This window comes from Bradyrhizobium sp. sBnM-33 (genome assembly GCF_032917945.1).
Classification (GTDB): domain Bacteria; phylum Pseudomonadota; class Alphaproteobacteria; order Rhizobiales; family Xanthobacteraceae; genus Bradyrhizobium.
Genome location: NZ_CP136624.1, coordinates 3,900,288 through 3,916,494, shown reverse-complemented (window position 1 = coordinate 3,916,494; position 16,207 = coordinate 3,900,288). Strand labels below are relative to the sequence as shown.

The following is a 16,207-nucleotide window of genomic DNA, read 5'->3' as shown; positions in this document are numbered from 1 at the left end:
CACGTTGTTGCTGACCCTATGGAAGCGTCCAAGGGATGGCTCTCAAGCGAACTCAAGCCACCTGTCTGAGCCGAGTCGGAACGATTGTCGGGGAAACACATTGCCGTGGCAACGCTCCAGAGATCCCTCGCATGGACTGCACCTCCCTCGCCCTCACCGCCACCGGATTCGCCCTGCTAATCGTGTCGTGTGCCGCTGCGCTGAAAGCAAAATGGCCGCAGATTGCTCTGCGGCCCACCGACTAAAATAATTCTGCCGTGTTGAAATCGCCGCCCTCGGTGCTGTGGATACCGTACGTCAGCTCTGTTTCAGTTTCGTTTCGTCGCTACCCCGTATGACTACGGGAGGGAGTGGCCAGATTTGAAATACGGCGCACAAAAGCGGGTGGACGAGACCCCGCAGAAATTAGTTTGATGATCGCTCGCCTGGGCACGCCTCCCCTCACCTTCTGCGAGCATCGTCGTTTGGGGTAGACGGCGTGGACGCTGGCGTGCTGGACCATACTTCGAGGCGGCTTTCACGGTCCTCTTCCAGCCAGTGGGATTGGCCGTCTGGCTACACTGTATCGAATGCCCTGGTGCTTCACGAAGAGACATGTTTGAGCGGTTCCTGGTTCAGAGTTCGAATGAATTGGGCACCCGGTAAGGTCGACGACAAGGGTTCATGCAACGAGCGCGTTTCGTTCCTCCGTGAATTTTAGCCATCCCGTATTTCTACTGAGCCCGGAAATAGGCCCTTTCCAGATCACGCGCGGCTCGTTTCGATAATGCGGCACTACCACCGCGTGGGCGTCATCCAAGCAGCCGCACGATCGCGGCCGCCCTCACCTCGATTATGAGCCTGCAGACCGCAGTTGCTGGATAAACGAGTCAAAAGCGGTCACCGGTCTATACATCAGTATCATTGAAGGGCCGGGCGTGATCGGTTTTATGGTGCCGCAAGGGTCCTTGACGGGCCACCGGGCTTAGGGCTCGCGCGCTTGTCATCCACCTCGTCTGCTTACCCCTGCCGACTGCACCGGCAGGGGTTTGCGTTTGTGGTTCCTGCATCCAACCACGTGGAAGCCCGCTGGTGACCCATGTTTAGCCGACGTCATGGGTCCGTGGGGATAATCGCCATGCCGGCGTGAGCCAGCTGACTCGAATTCACCCGACTCTTAGATTTTCCGCGGACGTTTTGCCCCGGTTGCTCATTTCTTCATAGCTCACCTTGGCACCTTCATTGAGGCTGCTCAGGCCGGCTTTCTCAACAGCTGAAATATGCACGAAAACATCCTTGCCGCCGCTGTCGGGCTGGATAAATCCAAATCCCTTAGTTGCGTTGAACCACTTTACTGTACCTGTCGCCACTGTCCGCACTCCCTTTTGAACCAATGGGTGACAGCTTAGGTCTCCTGGGCAGTACACCGCAAGAGAAACCCGCCGGCGTGAATCGACGGGCCTTGTTGTCTACGCGCTCAGATCCGGCCGCGGCCGGACCAGCGTCACCAGGAGGACTGGAGCTAGGGCATGGAGTATCGAGGCTTCGAGATTAAGTTGGTGCAGGGCATCGACAAAAAGTGGAAATGGTCTGTCCGGCTTCAAGAGAGGCGCCGGCAGGGCGAGGCGCGCGTCCGGGATGACGCCATCACCGCGGCGAAGACGGCAATTGATCGGGCCCTTGAACCCAAGAAGGTGCGACTGCAGCCGCGGTAAAGCCTGCAGGTTTCGGTTCTATCGGGAGACGAGACTTTGCGCGACTAGCCCAAAACAGTATACTACTTCCATTGCACTTGTTTGTTGTGTTGGGGGCCTTTCATGTTGGACGACGAATTTAAGAAACAGCGCGCCCAAACTGTACGTGATCTTGCAGAGAAAGCCGACCCATTCATCAAAGGCGGCTTCTTGATCTCGCAGCGAGATATGAAGACAACGGCCGGCTCTCTCATGTCACTAGCACGCCAAACGACCTGCAGTTCGTTAGCCCTAGCAACGACGGTTCGGAACGTTAAGCACGGAATGGCAGGCCACGGCGACGCCATCTGCCGGCTAGTAAGGCTGGGTTGAAGGCAAAGGGAAATGAGCGCAGCGGACAAACTTCACCAATTCGCAGAAATGTTAGCCGCGGCCTCGTCTAGAACCCGCTCGCAAGCGGATTCCACCATGGCCGAACCTTCACAGATCAATCCAATTGCCACAGAGGATACTACCGCCAATGATGCCGCGGTAATGGCTACAGCCACTACTGAGGATGAGCGCGAATACGAAGCAACGCCAACAAATCAACCGCTGTCCCCACTGGCCGGTATAGATCTAGACACGGCGATCCGCGTCCGCTGGGCGCTCCGCGATATCAAAGCCAAGCGAACCAAATTAACGCCAGCGAAACCAAATGATCTAAAGACCTTGATTGAAATGGGCCTCATCGAAATGCGCGACGACGTGCCCGTGCTTACCAATGAGGGTCATCGAGCGCTCGATTGAGACCCGGCCTTTGACTCCCGGCAACGAAGGCGAAGGGAAATGGACGAGTTGGAGCCTAGGACCACGTCTGCAGACTGGCTTCGGTACGGTGCCGCTCTCAGCTTCTCAACGTCCACACCGTCACTCTAGGTCACCTTTAGATTGTTGAGCGCGGCCCGTACTCCTACCGCTCGACAAGTTAAGCCTCTATTAAGTCTTCAGGGCCCAGACTGATGGCCAAGTTTCTGATGACCAACAACTTCTGAACGAGGGGCTTGGGCATGGCCGCTGAAGAGTGCACGACCTGCAAGATCGAACGGTTCTTGATCGGCGTCGAACCTCTCGCAGGGCGGTACGAGGTTAAATGCTTCAGATGCCCTCGCTGCGAAACGGTGTTGCGCCTTGCATGCGCCATTGAGGCCCCGACCCGGCCGACGAACGGCGCTTCACGCGAAACTGCCGCGTAGCAAAGCGATTTGCCATGCTGAAGGACGGCACTTACGCGGCGTGGTTCAAGACCCCGCTGGGCCAAGGCACCGGCATTGCCCATGTCGCTGACGGGAAAATCTGGGCCGCGACAGCATCATGAGCTACAGCGGCACTTGCGAAGTGGACGGCGATCGGTTCACCGCCATCGTGACGCTCAAACGGCACACCGAAGGACATGCAACCGTCTTCGGTGCCGATGACCTCACGCTGAAGCTTGAGGGAACGTGCCCCGGCAAGATCGCTCGTTATGTGGGGACGGCAGGACAGGTCCCGGGAGTGGTCCTGGAGGGAACGCTCATTCTCAGCGAAGAGCCGCCCGCGCCAACACCGAGCGCGCCGCCGCCAACGTTCAACCCCAATAGACTTCCGAAATTGCCGAAGCGCTCCCGCTGATCGTTCGGAGCCGTTTCCACCGCGACCAGACGACAGGAACGTCGCGGACCGCTCCCCGCAAGTGACGAGCGTCAACGCGCGGACGAAGGAAGATACGGCCGCACTAGTCCTATTGGCGCGGAGAGGCACTTCTTATAAAGCGGTGCTAGGCGCACTGCGGACAGGTTCGGTTCACTGAGTGAACACGTAGCAGTCAATTCGACGTGCCGTAGCCTTCGTTGGCAGCTTCAATAAGACGCGGTCCATGGAAATTCGTTGGTCGATTGGAGGAGCTATCGTCTGTGTAATCGCTGGCGCACTTATTGGTGTTGGCGGCGTCGGAATAGCAGCAGCAGGCGGCGCTATCTGAATTCCAGTGTTGGGTGTCCTAGCCATCTTAGCCTTGTTCGGCGCAATCATCGGCAGCCGTATCGGCGTCGAGATCGACAAACGTGACATCCAATGAAAGTGGTCGCCAACTCAGGCGCCGCCTCGGCATGGCGCGGCGACGCTAGGGATGCTCGCCATCATTATCTGTCCGATCGCTGGAATAGTCCCCCTACCGGACAGACGTGGTGCCAAGGAACGGGTATTTACTCGGTCGGTGGTGCCGGAACATTGCCGTACCGCACCACATTGCCAGCCCCCGCACCCCGGTTCGCTCAGGCGACCGGGGTGTTGCTGCTTCTACTGGCTCTCCGTTGTCGGCGTGCTCCTGTTGAGCAAATTGGAAACGGCAGTGACTAGCTGCGCTGGCGCGAACGGCTTTTGCAGCAGGATGCTGTTAGGGACTCCACGCGACGCCCATTCGTTCCCATCCGCGCCCGTCATGTAGACGACCGGGAACGAAGGGTCCTTTTCCCTGATCTGTCTCGCTACCTCCCAACCGCTCAGTCGGCCTTTGAGGTTCACGTCGGTGACGAGCGCCCGATCGTTCTTGCTGCCGCTCCTGAACAAGGTCAGCGCTTCCTCGGCGCTAGAAAGGATGTCGGTCTCAAATCCGCCTTCCCGTAAAGCCTCTTACACGATACCTTGCAGCGGATAGTCGTCCTCGATGACGAGAATGAGAGGCAACTCCGACACGATTTCTTCCCCCGCCCTTGAGCGCACGGCATCATGTATGTAGGGTAGGGGTGCCCTTGGTTCAAAATGCGGCTAGCTGGGGCGGAGGGCAATCGCGCGCGGTCGGCTGCTCTAAGCGGTGATCTTTCAGATCAGCCCCAAGACTATGAAAGCCCCGATCTCGATCAAGACTGCGGTTCCTAGGGTTGCGACGGCAAGAAAGGCGTCAATTGGCGATAGGTGCATGGCTCGCCTCGCAGTTTTGCGAAGCCCCGAGGACCCATTGACTAAATTCTCTTAGGCAAAAAAGGTTGCGGTTCCGAAGGCGCTACCAAACCATAGCTGGCGCAAATCCTGGAGCGTCCGGACGCTATATGCGTTTCACTCAAGAGAGGATGGAATTCCTGCGCCGACGGGGACAGTCCCAACAAAGGCCATGCGGTGTAACGCCACGCATGGCCTTTGTCGTCTCAAACGCGAAATGAAAGCCTGATCTGTCGCAGCATGCTTGTATCGCGTCGAGATCGACAAGCGTGACCAATGAATGAGCCGTTAACTAAGGCGGCCTTACTGTCTACGCTGCATGGTCCATTGAACGCGGGCTTCTACCACTGGCCCGCTGGCGTCGCGCACTTCGACTGACATGAGGTGTTCCGAGCCGTTCAAACGTCTCAGTGCGTCCCGTGCCATGTCGCAAAGCGCATGGACCGCTTCCTGTTCCAGGGCCGGTTGGCAGGATCATTCCTTCTTCGTCGGAGGACAATTCGCCTCCGTTGCGAACATCGAAGAAATACCTAGGCATCCAATCGCTCCCTGTACAGGCGGGAGCGCTGTAGCGTCTCTCCGTCACCGGCAAAGGCCAAGATCACGAACGGTCATCGTCCCCAACGCGACCATGGGGTTAGGTTCCTGATCCAAATCAGGCCACTTGATGATTTCACCGGCCACTGAGGTCCGGAAACAGGCCACCCTTTGGCAAAGGAACAGATCAAGGCGGGGCGGTCCGCCGGGCGGCCCTTTACCGGATTTCCAGTTCCTTGATCGCTAAGGCCGAAATCTGTGCGGGGTCTTTGATACCGGTCTGCGCGATCTTGATGATCTTCTTCGCGATCATTTCCGTCAGGGGATCGTCGCGATCCTTGACGCAGAAGACACGTAAGGTGCGCTCGTAAGCTTCTATAATGCGGCTAACCTCTTTCGGCCCCATCGCGTGGGTTTGTAGATGTAGATAAATAGCCATCTCTCACCCTCCCACCCCGTGCAGGTGACAATGGCATCACTAGCATGGGCCCCCCTCCACGGCGGGAAATTGGGCCATGCTAAGGCATTTCTCTAATGTACTTTGAGTGGAAGAAGATCGGGCGGATACGACCTTCAGGCCTCAACACCGAGAAGGCATAGTGTTGAACATTGGTCCTAGTCCCATTCATGAAAGACCTCGCTCGCCACGGATTTATCAATCGCACCACCTCTTGCGAGGCGGGCAATCAACACGCGACGGAAGCGCAGCCCTCCGAAATGACATGAACCGAACGCCGCGCTCCGCCGCGTCGCGCCGCCGGGTTTGATATTCCTGGTGGAAAAAACTTAATGCACCGTTGGCCTTCGCCAGGCGCAGACCGCGCTCTAATTCAACAGCGGTCTTTTGCGCACGCTCGATCGTTTCGTCGTGCTCGGCGTACCGGATTCCCAGGCTGTTCGCTGTCTTTCGTACATCACGCTGCCGCTTCTTTGCAGTTCGCACTATTCGGCGAGCGACCCGGCGGTCACTCACCTAGATCAAGTCTTCCACCGCACCGTAAAATTGTTGGTGACGGTCGATCGCTGCCCCCTGCACTACCCGCGCGATGCCGCGAGCCATGACGATCGCCGCCGCCCCAGTCGCCGCCAGGTAGTGGAAAGCAACGCTTTCGATTGAAACAACCGTTGCGGGTTCCATCAAGCTGTCAGAAAACGGCACAATTTTCGGGCCGGAGGCCGGCGGCGATGTCATCGAGGCCTTTGCGGTTTTCATACCGAATAACCTTTGGGTTGCGTTTCAACCGGCGAGCGATGGCGTGCAGCGACAACTCGCGGGCGCGCAACATGGCTAGGCCACGCAACCAGTGCGGAGAAACTTGCCGAGAACGATATGGAGTCGTTTGTGATTGGAATGACGCGGCACCAAGCCAACGAACCTGGGGAAGCGTTGGTCGCGTTTGCTACAACCCGCCTTCGAGAAAGACGCCAACGACGCGGCATTGAGGGAATTGGCGCAGTGGGGACTTGCCAATCGTGGCGGTAGGGGGTGTCCGCCGCAATCGTGCGTCGGCTTGTTCGACCAATTTTGTCAACGCGTATGGCCGCATGGCTAGGCGCTCGCCGTCACGGTCCTTTCGTGAAGCGCAGGACGCCCAAATCATTCGGCAGTTCGAGGTGCAGCTCGCCGCCACGGATTGCAAAGCGCACAGCGCGCGAGACGTCCCGCGCAAAGCGCTCAGAGAGCGAACCTGACGGGCACTTGGCCCGTGTCATCGCCAGCGGTCCTATCACAAGCGCTCCGGGCGCGGGGCTGGCGACCGGGCCGGTGCCGCGGTTGCAATCGGCGCGCAAGGCAATCCTGTCGCCCTCGATGAAGGCGAGCGTGTAGCGGTCCGACTGGTCCACCGCGAATGATTCCACGGCTGAAGTGACGCCCACCCATCGCCAAGAGGTTCCGCGCAGCTCGGAGGGCGTGCTGTCGGTGGCGGTATCAGCGGCCCGCTCAATCCACATGAGGTCTATCGAATACTGCGCGGATGCGCTGCATGCAGTAATAAAGACGACGCTTGCCGCCGTTGCAAGCTGCCGGAAAGCACGCTTACCTCTCCCCATCGGAGACCTCCGTCACAAGGTGCATCGGTTTCACTCGGTCACGGGGCCAAACTCCGCTTGGCCTCAAAACAGGCTGGCAATAGCTTCGGCCGGAGTGGGAGCTGTCGTCGAGGACCCCGGCGGCAATCAGATCGAGATCACCGTCTAGAGCCGCGACAGCGTGATGGCGATCATCAATAACAAGGAAGTCGAGGCCGAGGTGCGTCGGCTCCTCCGCGAGCAGGTCGAGCGATCCGACTGGTTTCGGCACGGCATGACCCGGCGCCAGCGCCGTAAGCACATCGACCGGGAGGTGGATGCTTGGTGGCACCTCAAGTTGAGTGAGGCAGCGCAGCGGCTCGTAGAGCGCGAGGTCCAAAAGGATTAGCTTGGAGCCTCGAACGATGCCGCTTTCACGCCCGCACAAGGCGCTTACTGGATGCGCGCGAGAAGCGGGGGCGGTATCGTAAGGAGCCCTGCTCCCCCCTACAGAGACAAACGTTACCTCACGGGCCACTTAAGATATGGACCTCGGTCGAATTTGTACCTGTCTGGGCCTTCTTGATGGCCATCAGGTCTCCATTCGCCAGCGCCGCAAAGGCGAAGTTGTCATCCGTCTCGTGTAGGGCTGTACCCGTCTGAAGCCTGAATTGCCGGTAGTTTGACGCGGCGGACAGAATGTGGACCTCGGTCGAATTTGTACCTGTCTGGGCCTTCTTGATGGCCATCAGGTCTCCATTCGCCAGTGCCGCAAAGGCGAAGTTGTCATCCGTCTCGTCTAGGGCTGTACCCGTCTGAAGCCTGAATTGCCGGTAATTTGACGCGGCGGACAGAATGTGGACCTCGGTCGAATTTGTACCTGTCTGGGCCTTCTTGATGACCATCAGGTCTTCATTCGCCAGTGCCGCAAAGGCGAAGTTGTCATCCGTCTCGTATAGCGCTGTACCCGTCTGAAGCTTGAATTGCCCATAATTTGACGCGGCGGACAGAATGTGGACCTCGGTCGAATTTGTACCTGTCTGGGCCTTTTTGATGGCCATCAGGTCTCCATTCGCCAGTGCCGCAAAGGCGAAGTTGTTACCCGTCTCGTGTAGCGCCGTACCCTTCTGAAGTCTGAATTGCCCGTAAATTGACGCGGCAGACAGAATGTGGACCTCGGTCGAATTTGTACCTGTCTGGGCCTTTTTGATGGCCATCAGGTCTCCATTCGCCAGTGCCGCAAAGGCGAAGTTGTTACCCGTCTCGTGTAGCGCCGTACCCTTCTGAAGCCTGAAGGTCCAGCCACGCCCGATATTCTCTTCGATGAAGTTGCGGATCGCGGGGTCAGAGACCCGCGTATAGATACCAAAGAGATTAGGTCGCGCACACCCAGTGCCCCAACTGACAATGCCGGTCAGGACTGTGTTGTTGGCGCCTCCCGTCAGCGGTCCGCCAGAATCACCCTGACAGCTGTCTCTGCCGCCGGGATCCAAGCCCGCACAAAGCATTCTGTCCGTAATTTGGTTGTTATAGGAATTGGCATCGTTGCAATTGTTCCGATCAACCAGAGGCACCTCGACGCGCCGCAAGTCGATCGCGCCTGTACCGCCTTCGGATGTAAGCCCCCAGCCGGTGACGAGCAGATTGGTACCGACGGTTCCATCATCAGTGGCAAGGCTAGCACCGTCAATTCCAGCGGCGTCGGTCGATAGCCGCCATACGGCCACGTCATTATCGAAGGTGTTGGCGTTCCAACTTGGATGAATGACGATCTGCGACACGTCACGGCGGTTGCCCCCCGCGGCAAGGCTCCGCGTACCGGTTAGCACCTGGACCTGGTCAGTCCGGACGAAATCACTGCAATGGGCAGCCGTGACCACAAAGTTCGGTCGCACCAGAGTGCCACCGCAGTACTGTGCCGTTACGTTGTTGCTGTCGCTACTCGTCAGTAAGGCGACCTGGAAGGGATTGTCCGTGGCTCCCGCCACGGTACCGCCGACGATCTTCGGGCGATTGAGAGAGCGCGGGTCACTGCCCGCAAGTCTTGCGGCGCCAACCGCATTCAGGTTGCGCGAGAGGACACGTAGCTGGACGTATTCACGCATCCAATTACTACTCGGGGTTTGGGCGGACACTGGCGAGGTCACTCCAAATCCGAAGATGAGCCACGCGGCACAAGCGACATGCTGCAGTCTGCCAACAGAGATGAGCGTCATTGCGTGCGGCATCACGAGTTCCTCCAGCTAACGACAGCGTTAACTTGATCAACCCCCAGACCAACAACAGTATCAAGATGAAGATGCCGGCACCGGAGAAAATGTGTCGCGGGCCGATCTGGTCAAGGGTTTTGTAATCGCCAAGAACCAGTATGTGCTGCTGGACAAGCAAGACATCGAGTCGGTGAAGCTCGAATCACGGCACGCGCGCTGCAACGATGCCAGCGAGACGGTAGTGCCACCGGAGCGGGGCTGGAGAGAACAGTCTCTCTGCGGCCCAGCTTTTTTGGGCTCTATTGCACCGCTAATGCCGTGCAGCAAACGAAGGCTGCTGCGGGCAGCTACATTTGTCAAGGTTCCAAAGGGCTCAGCCAGACGCCTGTCGTCAAAACGGGAAAATGCGGGCTAACGGACGCAAGGGATTGGGCTAGCATGGTCAATCCTGTTGTTGAGGCGGACCGACTGGATCGGCGCCGCCGACGCAGAAAACAACCACCATTTCTTAAGCCAGTGCTTTGTCGTCAGCGGGCAGCTCCACCTTTTGCTGAAAATCGAAGAACCGCAATGCGTCATTTTGGGCGGACTACTGCCGGCCAGGAAGTTGTCTACCTTGCGCCGATTGTGGAACAGGGAGAGCGTGTTCGCGACCGAGCCGCAGGCCGTTCGCTGCCGAACCGACTTGCTGCCGGAGTACGCGCCGATCTTGTCATGCGCAAGCGCAGCTCTGTGCTGGCACTACTGCTCGCCAGGCGTCTTGGGTCACCCGGTAGGGCGCGGTGCGGTCGTCCACGAACTACTTCATCGGTTTCCCTCTTTCTCAAGAGCCCTAATGACCTTCTCGGCGGCCTCGCGCTGTTTGTGCTCGACCGTATAGGGCCGAGCGCTGGCAAAGCTCGTCTGCCCCAGCGCGCCAGCAATGTCGTTCTCTGAGAAGCCAAGGTCGACTGCATTCTTGCCGAGCGAACGTTAAGCCGGATCTGACCTAACCCTCTCTAACCAAACTGATCTTCAGCCGGTGGAACAATGTGTCGAGTCCGTCGCGCGTATATGCGGCGCCCTTCCTCGTGTGCGCACGAGCGCAACGGCCTAGACCGCGTCGGCCTCATCGAGGATCGCTGAGAGCCCCTTGGCCTCGAATACCGTGATAGACACGCCCGGCTTGAGGACAGCCGCTCAATGCGACCCTGGGCGCTATCGGCGACAGGCGGCTGCCCTTCTGATTTCGCCTGCTTTGGATCAAACATCAGCGCGCCGCGTTGAGTAAGCTAACTCGTCGAGGTGAAAATGATTAGTGACAACGCCTTTATGCGCCGGGAGACGACGCCGGCCGAGCGACAGGCCCACAAGGCGTTCAGAGAGGTCAGAAATGACCTGACTGATCACGAAAAGGCGCAGAAATCTTTCCACGAAACCGCGAGCGTCTCAAGGCAGAGCGGCTAGCGCGAGAATCGGAAGCGAGGGCTCGATCATCTTCCGATTGATGAGTTATCGACAAGCCTGCGCGGTTAACGATCATCACTGCATAATCTGCGCAGTTTCGCGGTAACGCACCACGTTGTGCTCATGCCTTATAGCTACAGGCACGCCCATGAAGACGTTTTTCTTTGACCTAGCCGGAGAGCTTCCGGCCCACGACGTCCTGGGCGCCAATGCAAGTCCGGCGAGGAAGCGTAAGGACCACGCTCAGTTCATCGCTCATCGCATGGGCACCGAGCGGCCGACTTTCGCAAAGCCGGGGAACTATATCTCAGTCCGAGATGAGAGCGGCCGCGAGATATTCGAGGCGCCTATTAAATCGACGATCCGCACTCAAGTTGCGCGCACTAGTGCCTACTTCGCTTGCTGAATGAATTCGAAAGTTGGTGACCGAACCAGTCAGATGTACAGAGCTCCGCTTTTCAAACCACATCAAACCAATCGGCGGATGTTCACTTCGTTGATGATGTTGGCAGTCGACGCAAATGGCGTAGTTGCGCTGCGGATGATGAAACTGATGCGCGGCGGCAGAAGAGCTCGTCGCGAAGCTGAGGCTAGTTGCATCGAGCGGATCGGTTCACGCGCAGGTGACCGCCGAGCCCGGTGCCATCGCCATCGGCCGCGACCTTGTCAATTCGACCTTGAACGTTGGCATCTCCCCGGAGCAACTTGAGGGGTTTGTTCGTGAAAGGACACGCCTGCTGGAGGAGAATATCGCTCTACTCAAGGAAAGTTGGACCTCAATGCCGGGCAGGTACGGGTTGCATTGGAAATTGTTGGAGTAGCGAACGTTCCGCCTGAGCGCATGGGTGCCAAACTCGTTGAGTTCGCAGAACGCATCAAAGGGCTTCTCGCCACCTCCGCGGCTCAGGGCGGCGACAGTTCGAGCGTAGCCGCTCTGAAAGCCGACGCACAAAAGGCAATCGATGCAGGCGACCTCGTCAAAGCGGATACGTTGCTCGCGGCTGTCGTAGCTGAACAGAGGCGCGACCGCGATCATCTGGCACTCAACATCGCCAAGACATTGGCCCGGCGCGGCGAGATCGCGCTCACCCGCTTGCGATATGCGGAGGCCGCGACCTACTTTGCCAAAGCGGCGGCCGAGTTCTCTCCGAACGGCGCCCACGAAGGTGAGCGAATCGGCTACCTGCAGAAAGAGGCGGATGCGCTCTATCAGCAAGGCGATGAACCGGGCGACAACGTTGCGCTACTTTCGGCAATCGAGCGGTACAAGCGCTTGCTGGCATTGATGCCGCGCGAGCGGGTACCGAGCGGCTGGGCTACGATCCAAAACAGTTTGGGCGGCGCGCTTTTCACCCAGGGATTGCGCGAGAACGGAACCGCCAAGCTCGAAGAGGCCACCGCCGCCTTTCGCGAAGCGCTGAGCGAACGGACCCGCGAGCGCGCGCCGCTCCTTTGGGCGAACACTCAGAGCAACCTCGCCAATGCGTTCATGACCCTCGGCGTGCTCGAGAGCGCGACGACAAAGCTCGAAGCGGCCGTCGCCGCCCATCGCCAGGCCTTGAGCGAAAGGAGCCGCGACCGCGTGCCGTTGGACTGGGCGCAGTCCCAGGCCAATCTCGGCATCGCGCTCACGGCACTCGGCGCACGCGAAAACAGCATGGAGCGCCTCGAAGAGGCCGTGACAGCGTATCGCTTGGCCGTCGAGGAATTCACCCGCCAGCGCGCACCGCTCAACTGGGCGGCGACGCAATATGTGCTCGGGGGCACCTTCTCCGCGATCGGCTCGCGCGAGAGCGGCAGCGCGCGCCTAGAGGAAGCAGTCGCGGCCTATCGCGAAGGCCTGAGCGAACTGACCCGCGAGCGTGTGCCGCTCAAGTGGGCGGCGGCGCAATACCTTCTCGGATCTGTGTTCGCCACGCTCGGTGACAGAGAGAACAGTATCCCGCGCCTCGAGGAGTCAGTTGCCTCCTATCGCGAAGCGTTGAAAGAATTCAGCCGCGAGGGCGCGCCACGATTTTGGACCTCGATCGAGAGCGCTCTTGCCGATGTGCTGGTGAAGCTCGGCTCGCGCGAGAGCGGCAGCGCACGCCTGGAGGAAGCAGTCGTCACCTATCGCGAAGCCCTGAAGGAACAGACCCGCGACCGCGCGCCGCTCGATTGGGCCTCGACGCAGATCACCCTCGGAACCGTACTCGTCACGCTCGGCCAGCGCGAAAAAAGCACCGCGCGCCTGGAAGAAGCGGCCGCCGCTTTTCGCGAAGCGCTGAAGGAACAGACGCGGGAGCGCGGACCGGCCATTTGGGCCTCGACCCAGAGCGCTCTCGGCAGTGTGCTTGCCAAGCTCGGAGCGAGCGAGAGCGGCACAGTACGCCTGGACGAAGCGGCCGTCGCATATCGCGAAGCGCTGAAGGAACAGACCCGCGAAGGTGCGCCGCAGCAACGGGTCCTGATCCAGGCCAGCCTCGGGAACGTGCTCGCTATGCTCAACGAGCGCGAGGGCGGGACAGCACGCCTTGAGGAGGCGGTCGCCGCCTATCGCGAAGCGCTGAAGCAGCGACCCCGCGAGGGTGTGCCGATTGATTGGGCCGCCGTCCTAAAAAGCCTGGCCGAGGCACAGGCAAATCTGGGCTACGCGCTTTACGATCGTGGCGATTTTGCCGCCGCGGCGCTCAATTTCCGAGATGCGGCGGATGACACGTCTGCCTATTCAGTGCTCTGGCTCTAAGTGCCGTGAATGGCGCGGCCTACAACGGTCCCTTAATTTCGAAGCTGTGTCGTACCGTCGTCCTGAGGGCGCCGCGCCGGAAGTCGGCTACGGGCCCAATAGCAGACCTCAGTGTCTACCGGGCCTTAGCCCGCTCTACCTCCAAAAGCGGACATCACAGGCGCCAACTGGCAAGTCCGCTTAGGCCCGCTTTTAAGCGAGCCGATTTGGTTCCTACGAGAATTCAGTTAGCCTTGCGGCCCAGGAAGGCCGGGATATCGCAAACAACTTGCTCGATTGAATTGCGCACAGCGGAAAAGCGGCTGTATAATTCCGGCCGCGGTGCACTACTCTCGATCCGCTCGGCGCTGCGATGATTTTCCTTGCGCAGCCTGCTAGCGAGTTCCGTAAGTGAGCCCGTTGGTTGCGTCTGGCGCGTCGCACCAAGATTATCGATGCCGGTCGCTACCACCGACACGCGGACAATACCTTGCAGGCTTTCATCGAAAGTGGCGCCGACGATGACATTGGCGTCCTTATCGACCTCTTCGCGAATGCGGGTCGCGGCTTCGTCTACCTCGAACAGCATAAGGTCCTTGCCGCCGGTGATGGAGATTATGAGGCCACTGGCGCGCTTGATCGACGGGTCATCGATCAATGGATTGGAAATTGCGGCCACAGCTGCATTGAGCACGCGCTTCGTACCGGAAGCCTCGCCCCTGCCCATCATGGCTTTGCCCTTCTCGCGCATTACGGTGAGAACGTCGGCAAAATCGAGATTGATCAGGCCTTCCTTGACTACAAGGTCGCTAATGCAGGCCACACCGGAATAAAGCACTTGATCGGCCAGCACGAAGGCATCGGCGAAGGTGGTCTTCTCGTTGGCCACCCGGAAGAGGTTCTGGTTTGGGATGACCAGCAGAGTGTCCACCGCCCTGAGCAGTTCCGCGATGCCTGCTTCGGCAAAGCGCATGCGGCGCTGGCCCTCGAAGTGGAACGGCTTGGTGACTACACCGATGGTGAGAATGCCAAGCTCACGGGCGGTCTTGGCTATAACCGGCGCTGCCCCAGTGCCGGTACCGCCGCCCATGCCGGCAGTAACGAACACCATGTGTGCGCCGGTTAAATGATCGCGGATCGAATTGATTGCCTCTTCGGCCGCCGTGCGCCCCACTTCGGGCTGCGAGCCGGCACCAAGGCCTTGGGTGACTTGGGCGCCCATCTGGATGATCCAGTTGGCCTTGGACATGGCGAGCGCCTGTGCGTCGGTATTAGCGACGATAAATTCGACCCCTTGCAGCTCAGACGCGATCATGTTGTTGACGGCATTGCCGCCAGCGCCGCCGACCCCAAACACGATAATGCGCGCCTTCATCTCGCTGATATCGGCAATGCTGGTCATTTTTCTCTCCCGATTGCTCCGCTACGCCGGGGACACGCATGCTTACCCACGAGCAGCCTTGCGGTCTGCTGCCATTAAGTCCGCAGCTAGGTGCCCCGGGCGGGGTGCAGCTAGTCCGTGGCTGTCGGTCGAGCCATCACCAGCTCGGCCATCTTTCCGAAGAAAACCTTCGAGCCGCGCCGTCGCCTCCTTAGCTGCCGTAGCCTCGGCGGTCGCCCGTAGCACTTCAACCATCAGCCGATCGGCGCGCTCGCGCTCGAAATCGGCCCGGTGACCCGCTGCTGTTGCTTCGAGCCGCGCGATCTCCCCTGCAATGCTATGATCTTTGCAGCTAGGACGACCTTGCCTGCTTCACGTGGTGGCCGACGCTTATGCCGTATTTCCGTGAGATCCACGCTCACCATTGCTTTGCCGTCATCTGAAAGTGAGCGCGGCAGCCGGAGCCGCTTGACAAGCGAACGAGCGGCATTAGGCGAGATTGTCAAGCGGGCGCCAAGTGCGGCATATGTCAGTGTTTCAACAGGCATCGGCTGTTCTCCTGGAACGAACCGCGCGGTCTATTAACCGAAAAGTAACCGGAAGTTAAGTTGTGATGGTTAAGAGATCGTTAACAGTGGGCGGATTCCGCCCATTGAGCGTCCGGCGACCAGAATGGATGGTTTGCCTATCAGACTTCACCTCGGAAACGCGCCGGCTGTCGCCCATCGCATCCACTTCGGTTCGGCCGCAAGTCCCATTCATCCGGATCGTTATCCCCAATTAAGCGAGCCTTGATCTTGGCCGTGCCGATGTGAGCGCGGTTGGTAGCATCAAGATACTGCGAATGGTAGGCGACTTATTCCTTTCAGACTATGAACAGGGAGAGATCGGACCGGATCTATTCCGGCACGCCTGCCGGATGGGGACTTGAGGGCTTGGTTTCGAAGCACCGAGAACGTCCCTATCGCGCGGGCGGTTCGCCGCACTGGGTCAAGCGAGAACCGCACCCATCAAAAAAGCCTTCCGATGAAAAAGCCGCCGCTGGGTTGAGTCAGCGACGGCTCTACGCATTGCTCTCGCGGTGATGAACTCCACGATTGGTCAGATCGGAATCTGCCGGGGTTAAGGATGGGTTGGCAGCTTAGGAACGAACATTCCCGATCATCGTATACTGCCGCCTCTGGCCCGCCAGTCCCTCTACAGCAGGACGGAGGCTGGAGGTAGCCTGGCGACCTGGTGTCTACGCGCACAATGCTGGCCCAGTTTGACCGCAGAAACAGGCATTCATCGC

General features: G+C 59.1%; 13 protein-coding genes and 1 pseudogene. 5 read left to right on the top strand and 9 right to left on the bottom strand.

From position 1 onward, the window contains the following. Positions 1–1,145: 1,145 nt before the first annotated feature. A complete protein-coding gene (locus tag RX328_RS17855; RefSeq protein ID WP_213256470.1) occupies positions 1,146–1,349 on the bottom strand; it encodes a cold-shock protein in 204 nt (67 codons plus the stop codon). Positions 1,350–2,141: 792 nt separating this feature from the next. On the opposite strand from RX328_RS17855, the gene RX328_RS17850 reads away from it, so the two are divergent. Next, positions 2,142–2,462, top strand: coding sequence for a hypothetical protein (locus RX328_RS17850; protein ID WP_249727220.1), 321 nt, complete (start codon positions 2,142–2,144; stop codon positions 2,460–2,462). A 460-nt stretch (positions 2,463–2,922) separates the two neighbouring features. Further along, positions 2,923–3,323: pseudogene (locus tag RX328_RS17845) on the top strand (hypothetical protein). A 666-nt stretch (positions 3,324–3,989) separates the two neighbouring features. Here RX328_RS17845 and RX328_RS17840 read toward each other — a convergent pair. The 5 genes from RX328_RS17840 to RX328_RS17825 all read right to left on the bottom strand — a co-directional run bounded on the left by RX328_RS17840 (position 3,990) and on the right by RX328_RS17825 (position 7,118). Next, on the bottom strand, positions 3,990–4,259 hold the full coding sequence (locus RX328_RS17840) for a response regulator (protein ID WP_317258767.1): 270 nt from the start codon (positions 4,257–4,259) through the stop codon (positions 3,990–3,992). 672 nt (positions 4,260–4,931) lie between these two features. Then, entirely contained in the window at positions 4,932–5,054 is a 123-nt protein-coding gene (locus RX328_RS43725) for a hypothetical protein (protein ID WP_410734050.1), read from the bottom strand. A gap of 328 nt (positions 5,055–5,382) precedes the next feature. Then, the gene (locus tag RX328_RS17835; RefSeq protein WP_213256474.1) at positions 5,383–5,604 is read right to left on the bottom strand and encodes a hypothetical protein; all 222 of its coding nucleotides are present in this window, start codon (positions 5,602–5,604) and stop codon (positions 5,383–5,385) included. Positions 5,605–6,138: 534 nt separating this feature from the next. Next, the gene (locus RX328_RS17830; RefSeq protein WP_213256476.1) at positions 6,139–6,378 is read right to left on the bottom strand and encodes a hypothetical protein; all 240 of its coding nucleotides are present in this window, start codon (positions 6,376–6,378) and stop codon (positions 6,139–6,141) included. Between the two features lie 350 nt (positions 6,379–6,728). Next, complete coding sequence (locus RX328_RS17825) at positions 6,729–7,118, bottom strand: META domain-containing protein (RefSeq protein ID WP_213256478.1); 390 nt, start codon at positions 7,116–7,118, stop codon at positions 6,729–6,731. 262 nt (positions 7,119–7,380) lie between these two features. Between RX328_RS17825 and RX328_RS17820 the strand changes: the two genes are divergently transcribed. Then, positions 7,381–7,584: a hypothetical protein gene (locus RX328_RS17820; RefSeq protein WP_213256480.1), complete on the top strand. Its 204-nt coding sequence runs from the start codon at positions 7,381–7,383 to the stop codon at positions 7,582–7,584. 118 nt (positions 7,585–7,702) lie between these two features. Here RX328_RS17820 and RX328_RS17815 read toward each other — a convergent pair whose 3' ends face one another. Continuing rightward, the gene (locus tag RX328_RS17815; protein WP_317258766.1) at positions 7,703–9,280 is read right to left on the bottom strand and encodes a serine protease; all 1,578 of its coding nucleotides are present in this window, start codon (positions 9,278–9,280) and stop codon (positions 7,703–7,705) included. A 214-nt stretch (positions 9,281–9,494) separates the two neighbouring features. Here RX328_RS17815 and RX328_RS17810 point away from each other — a divergent pair, with 214 nt between their 5' ends. Beyond that, a complete protein-coding gene (locus RX328_RS17810; RefSeq protein WP_213256484.1) occupies positions 9,495–9,800 on the top strand; it encodes a hypothetical protein in 306 nt (101 codons plus the stop codon). A gap of 1,872 nt (positions 9,801–11,672) precedes the next feature. After that, on the top strand, positions 11,673–13,556 hold the full coding sequence (locus RX328_RS17805; RefSeq protein WP_213256486.1) for a tetratricopeptide repeat protein: 1,884 nt from the start codon (positions 11,673–11,675) through the stop codon (positions 13,554–13,556). Between the two features lie 223 nt (positions 13,557–13,779). On the opposite strand, the gene ftsZ is transcribed toward RX328_RS17805, so the two are convergent. Beyond that, on the bottom strand, positions 13,780–14,937 hold the full coding sequence (gene ftsZ, locus RX328_RS17800) for a cell division protein FtsZ (RefSeq protein WP_213256488.1): 1,158 nt from the start codon (positions 14,935–14,937) through the stop codon (positions 13,780–13,782). Between the two features lie 233 nt (positions 14,938–15,170). After that, on the bottom strand, positions 15,171–15,464 hold the full coding sequence (locus tag RX328_RS17795) for a hypothetical protein (protein ID WP_317258765.1): 294 nt from the start codon (positions 15,462–15,464) through the stop codon (positions 15,171–15,173). Positions 15,465–16,207: the final 743 nt, after the last annotated feature.

What these genes read in the sequence shown, in the direction of transcription:
- RX328_RS17850 (WP_249727220.1), top strand. Translation starts at nt 2,142, where the DNA reads ATGGCCGAACCTTCACAGATCAATCCAATTGCCACAGAGGATACTACC.
- RX328_RS43725 (WP_410734050.1), bottom strand. Translation starts at nt 5,054, where the DNA reads ATGGCACGGGACGCACTGAGACGTTTGAACGGCTCGGAACACCTCATG.
- RX328_RS17835 (WP_213256474.1), bottom strand. Translation starts at nt 5,604, where the DNA reads ATGGCTATTTATCTACATCTACAAACCCACGCGATGGGGCCGAAAGAG.
- RX328_RS17830 (WP_213256476.1), bottom strand. Translation starts at nt 6,378, where the DNA reads ATGAAAACCGCAAAGGCCTCGATGACATCGCCGCCGGCCTCCGGCCCG.
- RX328_RS17825 (WP_213256478.1), bottom strand. Translation starts at nt 7,118, where the DNA reads ATGTGGATTGAGCGGGCCGCTGATACCGCCACCGACAGCACGCCCTCC.
- RX328_RS17820 (WP_213256480.1), top strand. Translation starts at nt 7,381, where the DNA reads ATGGCGATCATCAATAACAAGGAAGTCGAGGCCGAGGTGCGTCGGCTC.
- RX328_RS17815 (WP_317258766.1), bottom strand. Translation starts at nt 9,280, where the DNA reads ATGCGTGAATACGTCCAGCTACGTGTCCTCTCGCGCAACCTGAATGCG.
- RX328_RS17805 (WP_213256486.1), top strand. Translation starts at nt 11,673, where the DNA reads ATGGGTGCCAAACTCGTTGAGTTCGCAGAACGCATCAAAGGGCTTCTC.
- ftsZ (WP_213256488.1), bottom strand. Translation starts at nt 14,937, where the DNA reads ATGACCAGCATTGCCGATATCAGCGAGATGAAGGCGCGCATTATCGTG.
- RX328_RS17795 (WP_317258765.1), bottom strand. Translation starts at nt 15,464, where the DNA reads ATGCCTGTTGAAACACTGACATATGCCGCACTTGGCGCCCGCTTGACA.